This window comes from Paenibacillus sp. ICGEB2008, assembly GCF_000307675.1.
GTDB classification, from domain to species: domain Bacteria; phylum Bacillota; class Bacilli; order Paenibacillales; family Paenibacillaceae; genus Paenibacillus; species Paenibacillus polymyxa.
The window spans coordinates 61,020-75,634 of sequence record NZ_AMQU01000010.1 but is presented as its reverse complement, the minus strand read 5'-3'; the positions used below and the strand labels follow the sequence as shown (position 1 = coordinate 75,634).

Genomic DNA, 14,615 nt, shown 5'->3' with positions numbered 1-14,615 from the left:
ATTAACCAAAGGTTCGCCGTTATTTTTCAGGAGGATTGTGAAAAGTTAAGCAAAATCTGATCTGGGAATTAACGTTTTAGCCAAGGGGTAACTGTTATTTTCAGGATAGGAGGTTGGACTTGTTGGAAAGGTTGGCAGTCATTCTTGCCGCAGGGCAGGGAAAACGTATGAAATCCAAATTATATAAAGTTCTGCATCCGGTGTGCGGAAAACCGATGGTCGGACATGTGCTCGACACGGTTCGTGAAATCGGTGTGTCCCGAAGTGTAGTCGTCGTGGGTCACGGAGCAGAGGCGGTACAGTCTTATTTGGGACCGTCGGCAGAATATGCGCTTCAGGCAGAGCAGCTGGGAACGGGCCATGCTGTCAAGCAAGCCAAGGACCTGCTCGGCCAGGAACAGGGCACCACAATTGTCATTTGTGGAGATACTCCGTTGATCACAGCGGAAACGCTGGAAGGTTTGGTGCAACTGCACGAAAGCCGCGGAGCGGCAGCAACAATTCTGACCGCTGAGTTGGACAACCCGAAAGGATATGGACGAGTTATCCGTGATACTTCCGGGGCCGTGCTTAAGATCGTGGAACAGAAGGATTGTTCACCTGAGGAAGATGCTGTCTGTGAGATTAACACAGGCACGTATTGCTTTGACAATGCCAAGTTATTTGCAGCGCTGGACAAGGTAACGAACACCAATGCACAGCAGGAATACTACCTGACCGATGTCATTGGTATTTTGCATGGCGAAGGTGAGCAGGTTGAGGCGTATTTGACCAATGACGTGTCGGAATCTATCGGTGTAAACGACAGAGTTGCTTTGTCGGTTGCTGAAGGTTATATGCGCGAGCGTATTGTTCGCAAACATATGCTGAATGGTGTCACCGTCATTGATCCGTCTTCTACCTACATCGGGAGCGATGTTGTCATTGGTTCCGATACAGTATTGTACCCAAATACATGGCTGCATGGTCAAACACAAATCGGAGAAGATTGTGTGATTGGTCCGCAGGCAGAGATCCAGAATACGGTTATCCACTCAGGGGCAACAGTGAAACATTCGGTGTTGAACGAAGCGGAAGTGGGAAGCAGTACATCTGTAGGTCCGTTTGCTTATCTACGTCCAGGCGCGAAGCTTGGCGAACATGTGAAGATTGGTGATTTTGTAGAGGTGAAAAATGCGACCATTGGAGATCATTCCAAGGTGTCTCATTTGAGCTATGTCGGTGATGCCAAGGTGGGTACAAACGTAAATATTGGCTGCGGGGCAATAACGGTTAATTATGATGGATATAATAAATCCATTACAGAAATTGAAGACGATGCCTTTATTGGCAGCAATGTGAATCTGATCGCCCCGATTAAGATTGGAAAAGGTGCTTATGTTGTCGCAGGCTCCACTGTAACACATGCTGTCCCTGATAACGACCTGGCCATTGCCAGACCACGTCAAGAGAACAAAGCCGGATATGCGGACAGAATCCGCGCGCGTGCCAAAGCAAAGAAAAAAAGATCGGAATGACCTTAATCAGCAAGCTGTTGAATCTGTAATGAATGAACCAGCACGGAGGGTTTCTATTAATGACTTATTGCGATTCCAAACTCAAAATATTTACTTGTAACTCCAATCCGAAGTTAGCCCACCAGATTGCGGACTACATCGGAATCCCAATGGGGGAATCCCATACCACATCGTTTAGTGACGGTGAAATTCAGGTTAAGCTGTCGGAAAGTGTTCGCGGCTGCCATGTGTATATTGTACAGTCCACTTGTCTGCCAGTTAACGACAACTTGATGGAGTTATTGGTTATGATTGATGCACTTAAACGCGCTTCTGCCAAAAGTATCAATGTTGTTATGCCATATTACGGTTATGCTCGTCAGGATCGTAAGGCTCGTTCGCGTGATCCAATCACGGCGAAACTTGTCGCTAACTTGATTGAAAAGGCAGGGGCTCACCGCGTAATCAGTATGGATTTGCATGCGATGCAGATTCAGGGATTCTTTGATATTCCAGTTGATCATATGCTGGGAGCGCCAATTCTGGCCCAATATTTCCGTTCCAAGCAAATTGAGAACCCGATTGTCGTTTCACCCGATCATGGTGGGGTTGTTCGTGCGCGCAAGCTGGCGGACTTCCTGAGTGCGCCGCTCGCTATTATTGATAAGCGTCGTCCAGAGCCAAATGTCAGTGAAGTGATGAATATCATCGGGAACATTGAGGGTAAGACGGCTATTTTAATTGATGATATCATTGATACAGCCGGAACGATTGTATTGGGTGCAAATGCGCTTAAAGAAGGCGGCGTAAAAGATGTGTATGCATGTTGTACACATGCCGTGCTGTCCGGTCCTGCGATGGAAAGACTGGAGAATTCGCCATTAAAAGAGGTGGTTGTGACGGATACGATCCCGATCGTTCACCCAAATCCGACAAGCAAGCTGAAGGTACTGTCTGTGGCTCCATTAATGGGAGAAGCCATCATCCGTGTGCATGAAGAATTGTCGATCAGCAAACTGTTTGAAATCGAATAAGCGCTGGCTCATTAAAAAAGGGGTTGCTTTTTCCATATGGAAAAGGTAACCCCTATCAGCATGTCAGGCTAAAAGCCTGGCCGAGATATGAATGTGAAGCGTTGACGATTGTATAGTGTGTCCTCGATTTCGACGAAATGCTCATTAAAACGCGCAACGATGCCAATTTGAACATGTACATTCCCGTCATAAATTTGGACAGGAACGGAATGTTTTAAATGATATAGAAAATGGCTGTCATATAAGAGGATATCACCTTGATTGAGCATATCGGCACGCACCTTCCTGTTCACTAAAACTATTTTACCAAAAAATCAAGACTTCGAAAGAGGTGTCAAGGCTAATGAAGTGGATTGTAGGATTGGGCAACCCCGGTCCCCAATACGAGAAAACGAGACATAATGTCGGATTTATGGCCTTAGATGCACTTGCCTCACGCCATAATATCCAGATTACCCAAAGCAAATGTAAGGCGTTGATTGGTGAGGGTCACATTGGTGGCGTGAAAACGGTATTGATTAAGCCTATGACATATATGAATCTCTCAGGCGAGTCTCTACGTGCATACATGGACTACTATAAGGCCGATATGGAAGATCTGATTGTCGTTTACGATGATCTGGATACAGAGGTCGGTAAAATAAGACTGCGTTATCAAGGTAGCGCAGGCGGTCATAATGGTATTAAATCGATCATTCAGCATACAGGGACGCAATCCTTCAACCGGATTCGCATGGGCATTTCCCGCCCAGAGCCTGGACATGCTATTGTCGATTATGTTTTGGGCACCTTTCCAAAGAAGGAAAAGGAACTATTGACCGGAATGATAGAAGATACGTGCAACGCTTTAGAATACAGTCTGAATCATCCGTTTGAGCGGACGATGGCTGAATTCAACAAGTAAGTTCTGACGTAGGTAGACGGGCTTAAATGGAAGATTGTTGGACATACTGAAAGGTATAGAAAACTTTCAGGAGGCATATACATTACATGGTTGTTAATTATGTATGCAGACATTGTCGAACTTTCTTAGGGCGAATTGACTCCGCTGCAATAACCGAAGAAAGGTTGGGCTTCCATTCCTTGACCCCTGCTGAACGTAGAGATATAATAGCGTATAATTCGGGTGGTGAGGTGACCGTTAAGGTTATTTGCGAGCATTGCAGTCAGGCGCTGGAGAATAATCCGGAGCTGAGTCTGCTCGTAAACCCGCTCCAATAACAGGTATTCAACTGGTCTGATGTACCAGCTTGAGAGGTGAAGCGGCAATTCCGCTTATGGAGCCTTGGCAGCATTGCTGAGGCTTCTTTTTCGGTTTACATGTAACTATTTATAAGCATAAAGGGGTGCCTTTTTTGTTACAAGCACTTATTCAGGCTTTTACGAAGGATGCTGATTATGCATCCATTGCGGCAGGTATTTCCTCAGGCATGAAGGAACAGCTGATATCAGGCTTGTCAGGCTCTTCAAGACAGGTCCTGATGGCCGCGCTTGCTGAAGATACTGGACGACCGTTAATGGTCATGACGCACAATATGTTTGCCGCTCAAAAGATAGCAGATGATTTGCAGGAAGCGCTTTCTCCTGATCAGGTTTTATTGTATCCAGCTAACGAGTTGGTAGCTGCTGAAGCAGCCATATCCAGTCCAGAGACGTTATCCCAACGAATTGATGTATTGATCCGATGTGCCCAGGGTTTTCGTGGGGTTGTTGTCGTGCCGTTTTCTGGAGTCCGGCGTCTACTACCAATCCCGGAAACATGGCGTGAGGCTCGTGTTGAGCTGAAAGAGGGAGAAACGATTCAACTGGAAGCATTTTTGCTGCATATGGTGGAGATGGGATACCAGCGTGTAGAACGTGTTGAATCCCGCGGGGAGATGAGTGTACGCGGGGGAATTGTTGATTTTTATCCAATGACAACCCGTTGGGGCTATCGTGTGGAGTTGTTTGATGATGAAATTGACTCCATCCGTATGTTTGATCCGCAAGATCAGCGTTCGGTGGAAAAGGTACAGGAAGTTACTGTAACGCCATGTAAGGAAGTTATTGCAAGCCACCAGCGTATGGATCAAGCTGCTGATGCCGCTGCTCTGTTGTTGGAGGAACAGCTGGACAAAATGACAGATCGTCAGGCTAAGCAGCATCTGAAAGAGGAAATTCATCGTGAAATTGAGCTGCTGCGGGAGCATGTGTATTTTGACGAAATCTATAAATATATCTCCCTGCTGTATCCTGAACGCAAAACCTTGGCTGATTATATGCCGGAAGATACGATTCTAATCATTGATGAACCAGCACGGATGCTAGAAACAGCTAGGCAGCTAGAGCGGGATGAGTCTGAGTGGAATCTGCATTTGCTTCAAAACGGTAAAACTCTACCGCAACTGGAGCTATCGGATAACTCGGATAATCTGCTGTATAATCGGAGATTTCAAACGCTGTTCCTGTCGATCTTCCTTCGCCAGGTTCCGCATACGCAGCCGCAAAATATTTTGAATTTCATCTGCCGTGGCATGCAGGATTTCCACGGTCAAATGAATGTACTCAAGGCAGAGATGGATCGTTGGCGCAAGGCAGGCACACAGGTTATGATGCTGGCGAGTGGAGATGAACGTCTGGATCGGATGCGGCGAGTGCTTCAAGACTACGGTATTGATGAGCCGACTATGGCGATTGGTAATCTGCAAAGCGGTTTTGAGATGCCGTCTATTCATCTGGCGGTGATTACCGAGGGTGAGATGTTCTCCCAGAAGCAGCGGAAAGCACGTAAGCAGGGCCGACATGTAGACAATGCAGAGCGGATTAAGAGCTATAGCGAGCTGAAGGTGGGCGACTATGTCGTACACCAAAATCACGGGATCGGGAAGTATATGGGAATCGGTACGCTGGAGGTTGGCGGTATCCATAAGGATTACATGCATATCCTCTATGCAGGCGGAGATAAGCTGTCTGTACCGATTGAACAAATTGATCTGATTCAGAAGTATGTGGGCTCAGAGGACAAGGAACCCAAGATTTACAAACTGGGCGGCAATGAGTGGACACGTGTTAAAAGTAAGGTGCGCAGCTCGGTTCAGGACATCGCAGATGACCTGATCAAGCTATATGCGGAAAGACAGTCAGCACCAGGCTTTGCTTTTGAAAAGGATTCGCCGGAGCAACAGGAATTTGAGGATATGTTCCCGTATGATGAGACACGTGACCAGGTTCGGGCTATTGAAGAAATTAAGAAGGACATGGAGCAGAGTCGTCCAATGGATCGTTTGCTGTGCGGTGACGTAGGCTACGGCAAGACTGAGGTGGCTATTCGTGCTGCTTTTAAGTCTGCTATTGAGGGCAAACAAGTGGCTGTGCTGGTACCGACGACGATTTTGGCGCAACAGCACTATGAGACATTCCGTGAGCGCTTTTCTGGGTATCCGTTCAATATTCAGGTATTGAGCCGTTTCCGCTCGCGCAAAGAGCAGAATGAGACGACCAAGGGAGTTCGACAAGGTACGGTTGATATTGTCATTGGTACTCACCGTCTACTTTCACAGGATCTGGTGTTTAAAGATCTGGGGCTGCTTATTGTCGATGAGGAGCAACGTTTTGGTGTCACGCACAAAGAAAAGCTGAAAAAACTGAAAACGAATGTAGACGTGTTGACGCTAACGGCTACACCTATTCCGCGTACGCTGCATATGTCCATGCTGGGTGTACGTGATTTGTCAGTCATTGAGACGCCACCGGAAAATCGTTTTCCAGTGCAAACTTATGTCGTTGAGCATAGCCAGACTCTAGTTCGTGAGGCCATTGAACGCGAGATGGCACGCGGAGGGCAGGTTTATTACCTGTATAATCGCGTGCAGGGCATTCAGGAGATGGCTGCCGAGATCAATGCACTTGTCCCAGACGCCAAGGTGGGCGTAGGCCACGGACAGATGTCTGAAACGGAACTGGAGAAAACCATTTTGGATTTCCTGGATGGTGAATATGATGTACTGGTTAGCACGAGCATTATCGAAACCGGTGTGGATATTCCCAATGTGAATACACTCATTGTGCATGATGCCGATAAAATGGGGCTCTCCCAGCTTTATCAGCTGCGTGGGCGTGTAGGTCGTTCCAACCGGATTGCCTATGCTTATTTCACGTACCAGCGAGATAAGGTGCTTACAGAGGTAGCGGAGAAGCGACTTCAGTCTATCAAAGAATTTACGGAGTTGGGCTCCGGGTTCAAGATTGCAATGCGTGATTTGTCCATCCGCGGAGCGGGTAACTTACTTGGCGCCGAGCAGCACGGATTCATCGCATCCGTCGGTTTTGATCTTTACTCACAAATGCTGGCTGAGGAAATCAATAAACGTAAAGTCAGTGTGCTTGGAGAAGAGGATCAATCCAACCGGAATTGGAGTACATCGATTGATTTGAGCGTCGATGCTTACCTGCCGGGAGACTATATTTATGACAGCATTCAGAAGATTGAGATTTATAAAAAGGTTGCGGCAGTCAGTACCTTTGACGAGGCTTCCGAGCTAGAGGATGAGTTGGTCGACCGGTTTGGCGATCTGCCAGAGGCAGTGCGTCATTTGCTGGCCGTGGCCCGTCTTAAGGTGTATGGACGGATGTATGGCATCGAGTCCATTGTTCAACGGGATGACAATATGGTGTTGAAATTTCACGAGGGGCGCCAGCAGGCGCTGCAGACTGCCAAACTTGCCGAGATTGGCAATCGCTTTGAAAGACGTGTACAATTTGAACAGGGTACTTCTATGAGCGTACGCATAAAGGGTAAAGGTCTAAATGATGCACAACTGCTAGAACTGCTGGAGCAATTTTTGAGTGCATTGAAAGAAGCATTCACATTGAAGGAGGAACTGCAAAATGTCACAACTAAATAAAAGAAAACCTTGGAGAATGCTCTCCTTGGGCATGGCAGCGTTGCTAGCTATATCGGTGCTCGCAGCATGTACGAAGCAAGCGGATGAGAATAAGGTCAAGGATGAGCCGAAAGACAACAGCAAGGTTGTCGTGACCTATAAGGGTGGAACGATTACCGAAAATGAGTTCAACCAAGAAATCAGCATGATGAAATTTCTGTACCCAGAGTATGAGGCTGCTTTAGCTTCTGATCAGGTACGTGAGCAAATTGTAAAGCAGGAAGTAGTGTACAAGCTTTTGGCAGCCAAAGCGGACGACAAAGCCAAGGAAGAGGGCGCCAAACAAGGAAACGAGCAGTTGGAGCAGTATAAAAAGTCGGTCGGAGAAGATAAGTTTAAGACATTTCTAAGTGATCAGAAGCTGACCGAACAAGGTGTGAAAGATTACTTCACGCGTGTAATGACGGTAATCAACAGCGAAACCAATAAAGTAACGGATGATCAGCTGAAACAGGAATTTGAAAAAAATAAAGATCAGTTCACGACAGCAACTGTACGTCATGTATTGATTAATTTTGAAGATCCAAAAACAAAGAAACAGCGTACAAAAGAGGCTACTCTCAAGCTGGCCAAAGAGGTAAAGGCAAAATTGGATGGTGGAGCGGATTTTGCAACGATTGCTAAGAAGTATTCGGAAGACCCAGGTTCCGCATCTAATGGCGGGCTGTATGAGAATGCATCTGTAGCGCAATGGGTACCTGCTTTTAAAGAGGCTGCCGAGACTCAACCAATTAACAAAATTGGTGAACCCGTGGAAACAGAATACGGATATCACGTGATCAAAGTGGAGTCCCGCAATGAGCCGACATTTGATAAATTGAAGGACAACGAAAAGGCTGCCCTGAAAAATAAACTAGCTGGGGAAAGTATCCAAAACTTTACCGAAAATGATTTGACGAAGCTTGATTTGAAAATCAATCTGCCGAAGGCACCTGCTACGCAAGAGAAAAGTGGTGCAACGTCCGGTGCGGGCAGCACAACTACGCCGAGCGGAACAACAAGCGGTACGGGCGATAGCAAAGCTGGAACAGCTAAAGATGGAGCTGCAAACGAAGGTAAATAACTGAACATGCATAAGGAATTGGGAACAGATGAATACTATGGTCAGATATCACCATAAACACCATGACCGCGACGTTCTTCGTGACCGCTTCTGGGGGAGTGGAAGCGTCTTTCGATACCGTCAGTAGTTTACTAAATTCTTCTTGAGAAAGTGGGGCAACATGTGAAATGAAAGCTACTGGTATAGTTCGCCGTATTGATGATCTTGGGCGGGTAGTTATTCCAAAGGAGATTCGCCGCACCTTGAGAATTCGTGAAGGAGATCCGCTTGAGATTTTTGTGGATCGTGACGGAGAAGTCATTTTGAAAAAGTATTCACCTATTGGTGAACTTGGTGATTTCGCCAAAGAGTATGCTGAGTCCCTGTTTGAAAGTACTGGCCATATTACGATGATTACCGATCGTGACACCATTATTACGGTGGCTGGAGGCTCGAAAAAAGAGTTTCTTGACAAGCAAATCGGTAGCATTATTGAAGGTAGCATGGATAATCGCAAGACTGTGCTGGAGACAGCCAGCGGCTCTTACGAGCTGACGCGAGACCACGAAGAAACACTCTCGTCCTTTGTGACGGCTCCCATTGTTTCGGGTGGTGATCCCATTGGTTCTGTTATATTGTTGAACAAGGATGAAAATGTAAAAATGTCCGAAATGGAGATCAAGATGGCTGAAACAGCCGCTGGCTTCCTGGGCAAACAAATGGAACAGTAACACCCCGTTTCACCCCTGTATGACGTACAGAATGGCTAAAGCCGTTCAACGTTGTACAGGGATTTTTTTCTTTCCGGGAGAAGAGACGGTATAATAGGACTCGTAAAAACGCTTATTCCAGGTGGGAGTGGAGACGGAGAATGCAGGAAAATCGCGCTGCTTCGCGGCTGCTACGAGGCGCTGTCATCTTAACACTGGCAGCTGTAGCAAGCAAGCTGATCGGCACATTGCAAAAAATCCCGCTGCAAAATATTGGCGGCGACGGCGTGTTTGGCATTTATAATACGGTTTATCCTTTTTATACGCTGTTCATTACCATTGCAGCTGCTGGATTCCCGGCGGCTGTATCCAAATTTGTAGCTGAGTATGAGGCTGTGGGAAACCAGGCAGCGGGGCAACGTGTTGCCCGAATATCTTCGCTTGTACTAGGCATATTCGGATTGATTCTGGGGCTGCTGATGTATACGTGTGCGCCACTAATCGGCCAGTGGATCGACAATGCTCATGTCATTCCATCGGTGAGGGCGGCGGCAATTGCCTTCTTGTTCGTGCCAGTTATGGCGGGACTGAGAGGCTATTTTCAAGGCTTGCAAAATATGATCCCAACGGCGGTCTCACAAGTGACGGAGCAGGCGATAAGGGTAAGCGTGATGATCATATTGTTGCTGTTCATGCTGTCACAAGGAGCAGGGGCGGATATGATTGCCGCTGGAGCAGTGTTTGGCTCAGCAGCAGGCGGAGCAGCGGGCTTGGTGATCATGCTGCTGTATTGGCGAGGTCACAGAAAGAGACTTAGGCGGCAAGAGACGGTCATGACAACAGTGCAGGCACAGACTGGTGAGCTTCACCCAGCGGAAAGCAGTGGTGCTTTGCTAAAGGCACTGCTACGTTATGCTCTGCCTGTTTGCCTTGGAGCGCTAGCCGTTCCGTTAATAAACCTGGTAGATACATTTACCGTCCCTCGCCTGTTAAAGCAGGAGGGCTTGGATGATACGGCGGTTATGGTGGCCTTCGGCGTGTATAACCGGGGGCTTCCGCTAGTACAGCTGGTCATGATGTTTGCCACCACATTGTCGGCATTGTTCATACCCTCGCTGGCTGAGGCACGGGTGACCGGAGGTACGGAGCTGGCACGTCGTCAGTGCGAGCAATCGCTGCGCTGGTTTTGGCTGCTGGGACTAGCCGCTGCGACAGGTCTGATCGTGCTGGCCGTGCCCGTCAATGTGATGCTGTATGCAGACGACACTGGCAGCACGGTTATGCGCTGGATGGCGCTGACCGCCGTAGGTGGCACGCTCAGCATCATCTCGGCTGCGCTGTTGCAAGGGCTTGGCGCGGTTCGTGCGCCAGCCCTGGCTATGCTCGCGGCCGCTGCGGCCAAGGCGCTGCTAAACTGGCTGCTCGTGCCACAGCTCGGTACGGCGGGCGCCGCCATTGCGGGGGCTGTCGCCTATCTGCTGGCGGCTGTGATCAACATCGCGCTGCTGGCCCGCTTGGTGGGGCTGCGCGGGAGCTGGTCCGCCAGTGTACTCAAACCGGCGGCATTGCTTGTCGCCTTGGCTGGTGCAGCCGGGGCGGCGATGTGGGGCACCAGTGCTGTGCTGGGTGCCTTGGGATGGGCTGCCGGAGGTCGTGCCACGGCAGCGGCGGAGAGCCTGCTGGGAGTAGCTGCAGGCGCCGTGGTGTTCGTGATCGGCCTCGCACGCTTGAGGTTGATCACGGAAGCCGAACTTGTGGCAGTGCCCAAGCTCGGACGACCGCTGGCAGCCGTGCTGCGCAGACTGCGTGTACTGGCTTAGCCGGGGTTATACGACTTGCCGCGCGACAGCTGCGCAAGCCATTTTATGAGCCTATACAACTTTGTGGTATAGTAAATGCCAAAGCAAAGGAAGCGGAAGCTGGATTGGATTGCGCCGGGTGTTTTTTCCGAGCATGAATCCTGCTTTTGCGGAACGGAGGATTGGATATGAGCGTAACATTAACGATCGTAGGTCTGGGCTCGGGAGATCCCGATCAGCTTACGATAGGGATATTGAACAAAATGCGGGGGGCTTCAGCGCTATATCTGCGAACCAAGGAACATCCGGCGGTTCAAGTGCTGGATGAGTTTGAAGTGGCCTTTGAGTCATTTGATGCGGTATATGAGACAAAGGAATCTTTTCCAGAGGTATACGAGGAAATTACCAGTCAATTGATGGCAACAGCTGCTAAGGCGGCAGACGGAAGCGAAATCGTCTATGCGGTTCCCGGTCACCCGATGGTGGCGGAAGCAGCGGTGCAGTTGCTCAAGGAGCGTTGTCCTGCGCAAGGGATTGAACTAAACATCTTGGGGGGCGAAAGTTTCCTGGATGAGGCTTTTGTGCGTCTTGGTTTTGATCCGATTGAGGGTTTCCAGCTGTTGGATGCAGGTACACTGGATGCAAGCTGGCTCCAGCCTCAGTTGCACACGCTGATCGGACAGGTATATGACACCTTTACGGCTTCCGATGTGAAGCTGTGCTTGATGGAGCGGTATCCTGACGATTATGAGGTGTATGTCGGCCACGCGCTTGGGGTAGAAGGTGAGGAAGCAGTCCACAAGGTGCCGCTGTACGAGCTGGATCGAGTAGAGGGCTACGGGAATCTATCCTTGGTGTACATACCTCGCAGTGAGGATGAGGCGCTGAAACGGCGTTCTTTTGACCGTCTACATGAGATTGTCGATATTTTGCGCAGTCCAGAAGGCTGTCCATGGGATCGCGAACAGACACATCAATCGATCCGCAAAAATCTGATCGAGGAAACGTATGAGGTCATTGAAACTATAGATGAGGATGATCCTGAGCATATGAAGGAAGAGCTCGGCGATCTGTTGTTACAAATTTTGCTGCATGCCCAAATGGAAGAGGAAGTCGGAACCTTCAATGTCTATGATGTGATCCAAGGGCTGAATGATAAGCTTATTTTCCGTCACCCGCATGTGTTCGGTGATAATCAAGCGAATGATGCGGAAGAGGCGCTGCAAAACTGGGAACAGATGAAGGCTGAGGAAAAACGACTTAAAGGTACAACGGCAGCAGACCCTTCCGTGCTGGATGGGGTTCCCCGTGATCTACCTGCTCTTATGAAATCGTACAAGCTCCAGAAAAAAGCAGCTAAAGTAGGCTTTAACTGGGATAGCATTGAAGGCGTATTTGATAAACTGGACGAAGAAGTGGCTGAGTTGAAGGAAGCGGTTCGGGAAGGGCATTCCGTGGAAGCTCAGTTGCTGGAGTTGGGCGATGTGTTATTTGTTGCCGTGAATGCAGCCCGGTTCATGGAAGTAGATCCAGAGGAGGCGCTGTCAGCCACTAATCGCAAATTTGTGAGCCGTTTCCAGTATATTGAGCAGAAATTACGCGAGCAGGGACGTCGTCCCGAAGACAGCAGTGTAGATGAAATGGAGACCTACTGGCAGGAAGCGAAAAAGCTCCTTAACAGAAATTGACTCCATAGATTTGATCTTTGGCTGTATGGGCCAGTAAAATGAGACATAAGCAGGGTTGAAAACACGCCCAGCTTGAGCAGACTTGCCAATGGGCAGAGTTTTGTAGTAGGATGTTGGCTTAACTGGGGGTCGAATAAAAAACGCCTGTCATTGCAGGATTTTTAAGGACAAGCCCGAATAACTTGTAATAATTCTGAAAATAACTGTAGCCTATAGTTAACATGTTACAGTAGTATTCAGAAAGGCTACGGCCACAGTTGGACCTCACGTCTGCTCCATTTATGGATATGTAGCGTGATGATTATTTTTTGACATTTAGGAGGCTTTTATCTTATGAACAAGACAGATCTGATCAACAATATTTCCAGCAAAAGCGGTTTGAGCAAACGTGACGTTGAAGCTGTATTGAATGGCGTACTTGGTGAAATTACAGATGCACTTGCAAGTGGCGACAAAGTACAACTGATCGGCTTTGGTACTTTCGAAACGCGCAAGCGTTCTAGCCGTACAGGCCGCAATCCACAAACCGGCAACACGATTGAAATTCCAGAATCGACCGTTCCTGCTTTTAAAGCCGGTAATAAGCTTAAAGAAGCCGTTAACTAATGCGTCTTGATAAATTCTTGAAAGTCTCGCGGCTGATTAAGCGTCGTACAGTAGCCAAGGACGTCTCTGAACAAGGGAGAGTGCTGGTGAATGGACGCGAAGCCAAGCCGAGCAGTGCGGTCAAAGTGGGCGATGAAATTACCGTCCAATTTGGCCAGAAGCTGGTGACCGTGCGAGTGGAACGGCTCGCCGAAACTACACGCAAGGACGAGGCTGCAAGTATGTACACTTTGGTAAAGGAAGAGCCTATTGCCAGGGACAACGGTTTGAACTGGTAAGCAGACATCTGATTTTCTCATAACGTTGTACATAGAAGCATTCCTTCATATTTTATGAAGGGATGCTTTTTTCTTTTGGATAATGAGCTTTCGTCTAATATATGCTCGTGAATAACCAATGCGGTTCTAAATCATGCCCACCCCTTCATAAGCTAAGAACAGAAGGAGGGGTACATGCCATGATTGAACAAGGGAAGTCCAAGCACCATGATCTGCGCATGCAAAGCCGCAAGCAGCTCGACATTTCAGGCGTCAGCAATGTGGAGAGCTTTGACAGTGAAGAGTTTTTGCTTCAGACCGAGCTGGGCCATCTCACCATTCGCGGACAACATTTACATATCAAAAACCTCAGTCTGGAAGAGGGGCTGCTGTCCATTGAAGGTCTGATTACTTCCCTCGTCTACCTAGAGCCTGGGGCCCCGGCCAAAAACGGAAAAAGCCTATTCGGCAAGCTCTTCAAATGAACCCTTACACACAATGGCTGACATTGACGTGGATGCTATTGTCGGGCATAGCGATGGGAGTGGTATTTGACAGCTACCGGGTGCTGTCAATCCGCTTTCATTTTGCCCGTTGGAGTGTTCATATGTTGGACGTGCTGTATTGGGTGGCCTCGGCTTTGTTTATTTTCCGTGTGCTATACGCGAGTAATTGCGGTGAGCTGCGGTTTTATGTCTTTTTAGGACTACTTTTGGGGGTTTGGCTCTATTTTTGGGCCTTTAGTGTTACAACCCAACGTTTTGTGGTAATGTTAATAGAGATCGTTCGCAGACTGACGTTGATCGTGAACAGCATACTGCGCATCCTGATTGTTCTTCCGGTGTTAGCGCTGTATCGGCTGTTACGCAAGCTGGTCGGATGGACATGGGCACTTATTGTGTTCCTAGGAAGGATGCTGATATACATCCTGATGCCGGTTTGGAAGCCGATTCTATGGTTGATCCGTCCGCTTATAGCGCGCTGGAAGACGCCAGATCCGCTCATAAAGCTAGGTACCAGACTGAAAAATACAGCAAAAAGATGGTTTGGAAGGGGGTAGT

The 14,615-nt window shown here is 48.4% G+C and carries 14 protein-coding genes; 13 read left to right on the top strand and 1 reads right to left on the bottom strand.

The features are described from left to right. Positions 1-119: 119 nt before the first annotated feature. Both glmU and C400_RS0111415 read left to right on the top strand, forming a co-directional pair. A complete protein-coding gene (gene glmU, locus C400_RS0111420; RefSeq protein ID WP_017427063.1) occupies positions 120-1,517 on the top strand; it encodes a bifunctional UDP-N-acetylglucosamine diphosphorylase/glucosamine-1-phosphate N-acetyltransferase GlmU in 1,398 nt (465 codons plus the stop codon). Between the two features lie 59 nt (positions 1,518-1,576). Continuing rightward, on the top strand, positions 1,577-2,530 hold the full coding sequence (locus C400_RS0111415) for a ribose-phosphate diphosphokinase (RefSeq protein ID WP_013308125.1): 954 nt from the start codon (positions 1,577-1,579) through the stop codon (positions 2,528-2,530). A gap of 68 nt (positions 2,531-2,598) precedes the next feature. On the opposite strand, the gene C400_RS28575 is transcribed toward C400_RS0111415, so the two are convergent. After that, on the bottom strand, positions 2,599-2,799 hold the full coding sequence (locus C400_RS28575; protein WP_013368676.1) for a hypothetical protein: 201 nt from the start codon (positions 2,797-2,799) through the stop codon (positions 2,599-2,601). Between the two features lie 74 nt (positions 2,800-2,873). Between C400_RS28575 and pth the strand changes: the two genes are divergently transcribed. The 11 genes from pth (at position 2,874) to yabQ (ending at position 14,614) form a co-directional block, all read left to right on the top strand. Continuing rightward, entirely contained in the window at positions 2,874-3,434 is a 561-nt protein-coding gene (gene pth, locus C400_RS0111405) for an aminoacyl-tRNA hydrolase (protein ID WP_016818918.1), read from the top strand. A gap of 86 nt (positions 3,435-3,520) precedes the next feature. Beyond that, the gene (locus tag C400_RS0111400; protein ID WP_007428020.1) at positions 3,521-3,751 is read left to right on the top strand and encodes an anti-sigma-F factor Fin family protein; all 231 of its coding nucleotides are present in this window, start codon (positions 3,521-3,523) and stop codon (positions 3,749-3,751) included. Between the two features lie 134 nt (positions 3,752-3,885). After that, positions 3,886-7,413 carry a transcription-repair coupling factor gene (mfd, locus tag C400_RS0111395; protein ID WP_017427062.1) on the top strand — a complete coding sequence of 1,176 codons (3,528 nt, stop codon included), beginning with the start codon at positions 3,886-3,888 and terminating at the stop codon, positions 7,411-7,413. Then, a complete protein-coding gene (locus tag C400_RS0111390) occupies positions 7,397-8,515 on the top strand; it encodes a peptidylprolyl isomerase (RefSeq protein ID WP_017427061.1) in 1,119 nt (372 codons plus the stop codon). The genes mfd and C400_RS0111390 overlap by 17 nt, the downstream gene beginning before the upstream one ends. 167 nt (positions 8,516-8,682) lie before the next feature. Next, entirely contained in the window at positions 8,683-9,225 is a 543-nt protein-coding gene (gene spoVT, locus C400_RS0111385; protein WP_017427060.1) for a stage V sporulation protein T, read from the top strand. 140 nt (positions 9,226-9,365) lie between these two features. Then, positions 9,366-11,024, top strand: coding sequence for a putative polysaccharide biosynthesis protein (locus C400_RS0111380; protein ID WP_017427059.1), 1,659 nt, complete (start codon positions 9,366-9,368; stop codon positions 11,022-11,024). 167 nt (positions 11,025-11,191) lie between these two features. Further along, positions 11,192-12,691 carry a nucleoside triphosphate pyrophosphohydrolase gene (mazG, locus tag C400_RS0111375; protein WP_017427058.1) on the top strand — a complete coding sequence of 500 codons (1,500 nt, stop codon included), beginning with the start codon at positions 11,192-11,194 and terminating at the stop codon, positions 12,689-12,691. A 333-nt stretch (positions 12,692-13,024) separates the two neighbouring features. Further along, positions 13,025-13,297 carry an HU family DNA-binding protein gene (locus tag C400_RS0111370; RefSeq protein WP_007428028.1) on the top strand — a complete coding sequence of 91 codons (273 nt, stop codon included), beginning with the start codon at positions 13,025-13,027 and terminating at the stop codon, positions 13,295-13,297. Continuing rightward, a complete protein-coding gene (locus C400_RS0111365) occupies positions 13,297-13,575 on the top strand; it encodes an RNA-binding S4 domain-containing protein (RefSeq protein WP_017427057.1) in 279 nt (92 codons plus the stop codon). Before C400_RS0111370 ends, C400_RS0111365 begins: the two co-directional genes overlap by 1 nt. A 179-nt stretch (positions 13,576-13,754) precedes the next feature. Continuing rightward, positions 13,755-14,039, top strand: a complete 285-nt coding sequence (yabP, locus tag C400_RS0111360; RefSeq protein WP_013368685.1) for a sporulation protein YabP — start codon at positions 13,755-13,757, stop codon at positions 14,037-14,039. Further along, the gene (gene yabQ / locus C400_RS0111355; RefSeq protein WP_017427056.1) at positions 14,036-14,614 is read left to right on the top strand and encodes a spore cortex biosynthesis protein YabQ; all 579 of its coding nucleotides are present in this window, start codon (positions 14,036-14,038) and stop codon (positions 14,612-14,614) included. Before yabP ends, yabQ begins: the two co-directional genes overlap by 4 nt. Position 14,615: the final 1 nt, after the last annotated feature.

Excerpts from the sequence above, each read along its gene's own strand:
- C400_RS0111370 (WP_007428028.1), top strand. The coding sequence starts at position 13,025 with ATGAACAAGACAGATCTGATCAACAATATTTCCAGCAAAAGCGGTTTG.
- yabP (WP_013368685.1), top strand. The coding sequence starts at position 13,755 with ATGATTGAACAAGGGAAGTCCAAGCACCATGATCTGCGCATGCAAAGC.
- C400_RS0111380 (WP_017427059.1), top strand. The coding sequence starts at position 9,366 with ATGCAGGAAAATCGCGCTGCTTCGCGGCTGCTACGAGGCGCTGTCATC.
- C400_RS0111365 (WP_017427057.1), top strand. The coding sequence starts at position 13,297 with ATGCGTCTTGATAAATTCTTGAAAGTCTCGCGGCTGATTAAGCGTCGT.
- C400_RS28575 (WP_013368676.1), bottom strand. The coding sequence starts at position 2,799 with ATGCTCAATCAAGGTGATATCCTCTTATATGACAGCCATTTTCTATAT.
- C400_RS0111390 (WP_017427061.1), top strand. The coding sequence starts at position 7,397 with ATGTCACAACTAAATAAAAGAAAACCTTGGAGAATGCTCTCCTTGGGC.
- yabQ (WP_017427056.1), top strand. The coding sequence starts at position 14,036 with ATGAACCCTTACACACAATGGCTGACATTGACGTGGATGCTATTGTCG.
- spoVT (WP_017427060.1), top strand. The coding sequence starts at position 8,683 with ATGAAAGCTACTGGTATAGTTCGCCGTATTGATGATCTTGGGCGGGTA.
- pth (WP_016818918.1), top strand. The coding sequence starts at position 2,874 with ATGAAGTGGATTGTAGGATTGGGCAACCCCGGTCCCCAATACGAGAAA.
- C400_RS0111415 (WP_013308125.1), top strand. The coding sequence starts at position 1,577 with ATGACTTATTGCGATTCCAAACTCAAAATATTTACTTGTAACTCCAAT.
- mazG (WP_017427058.1), top strand. The coding sequence starts at position 11,192 with ATGAGCGTAACATTAACGATCGTAGGTCTGGGCTCGGGAGATCCCGAT.
- C400_RS0111400 (WP_007428020.1), top strand. The coding sequence starts at position 3,521 with ATGGTTGTTAATTATGTATGCAGACATTGTCGAACTTTCTTAGGGCGA.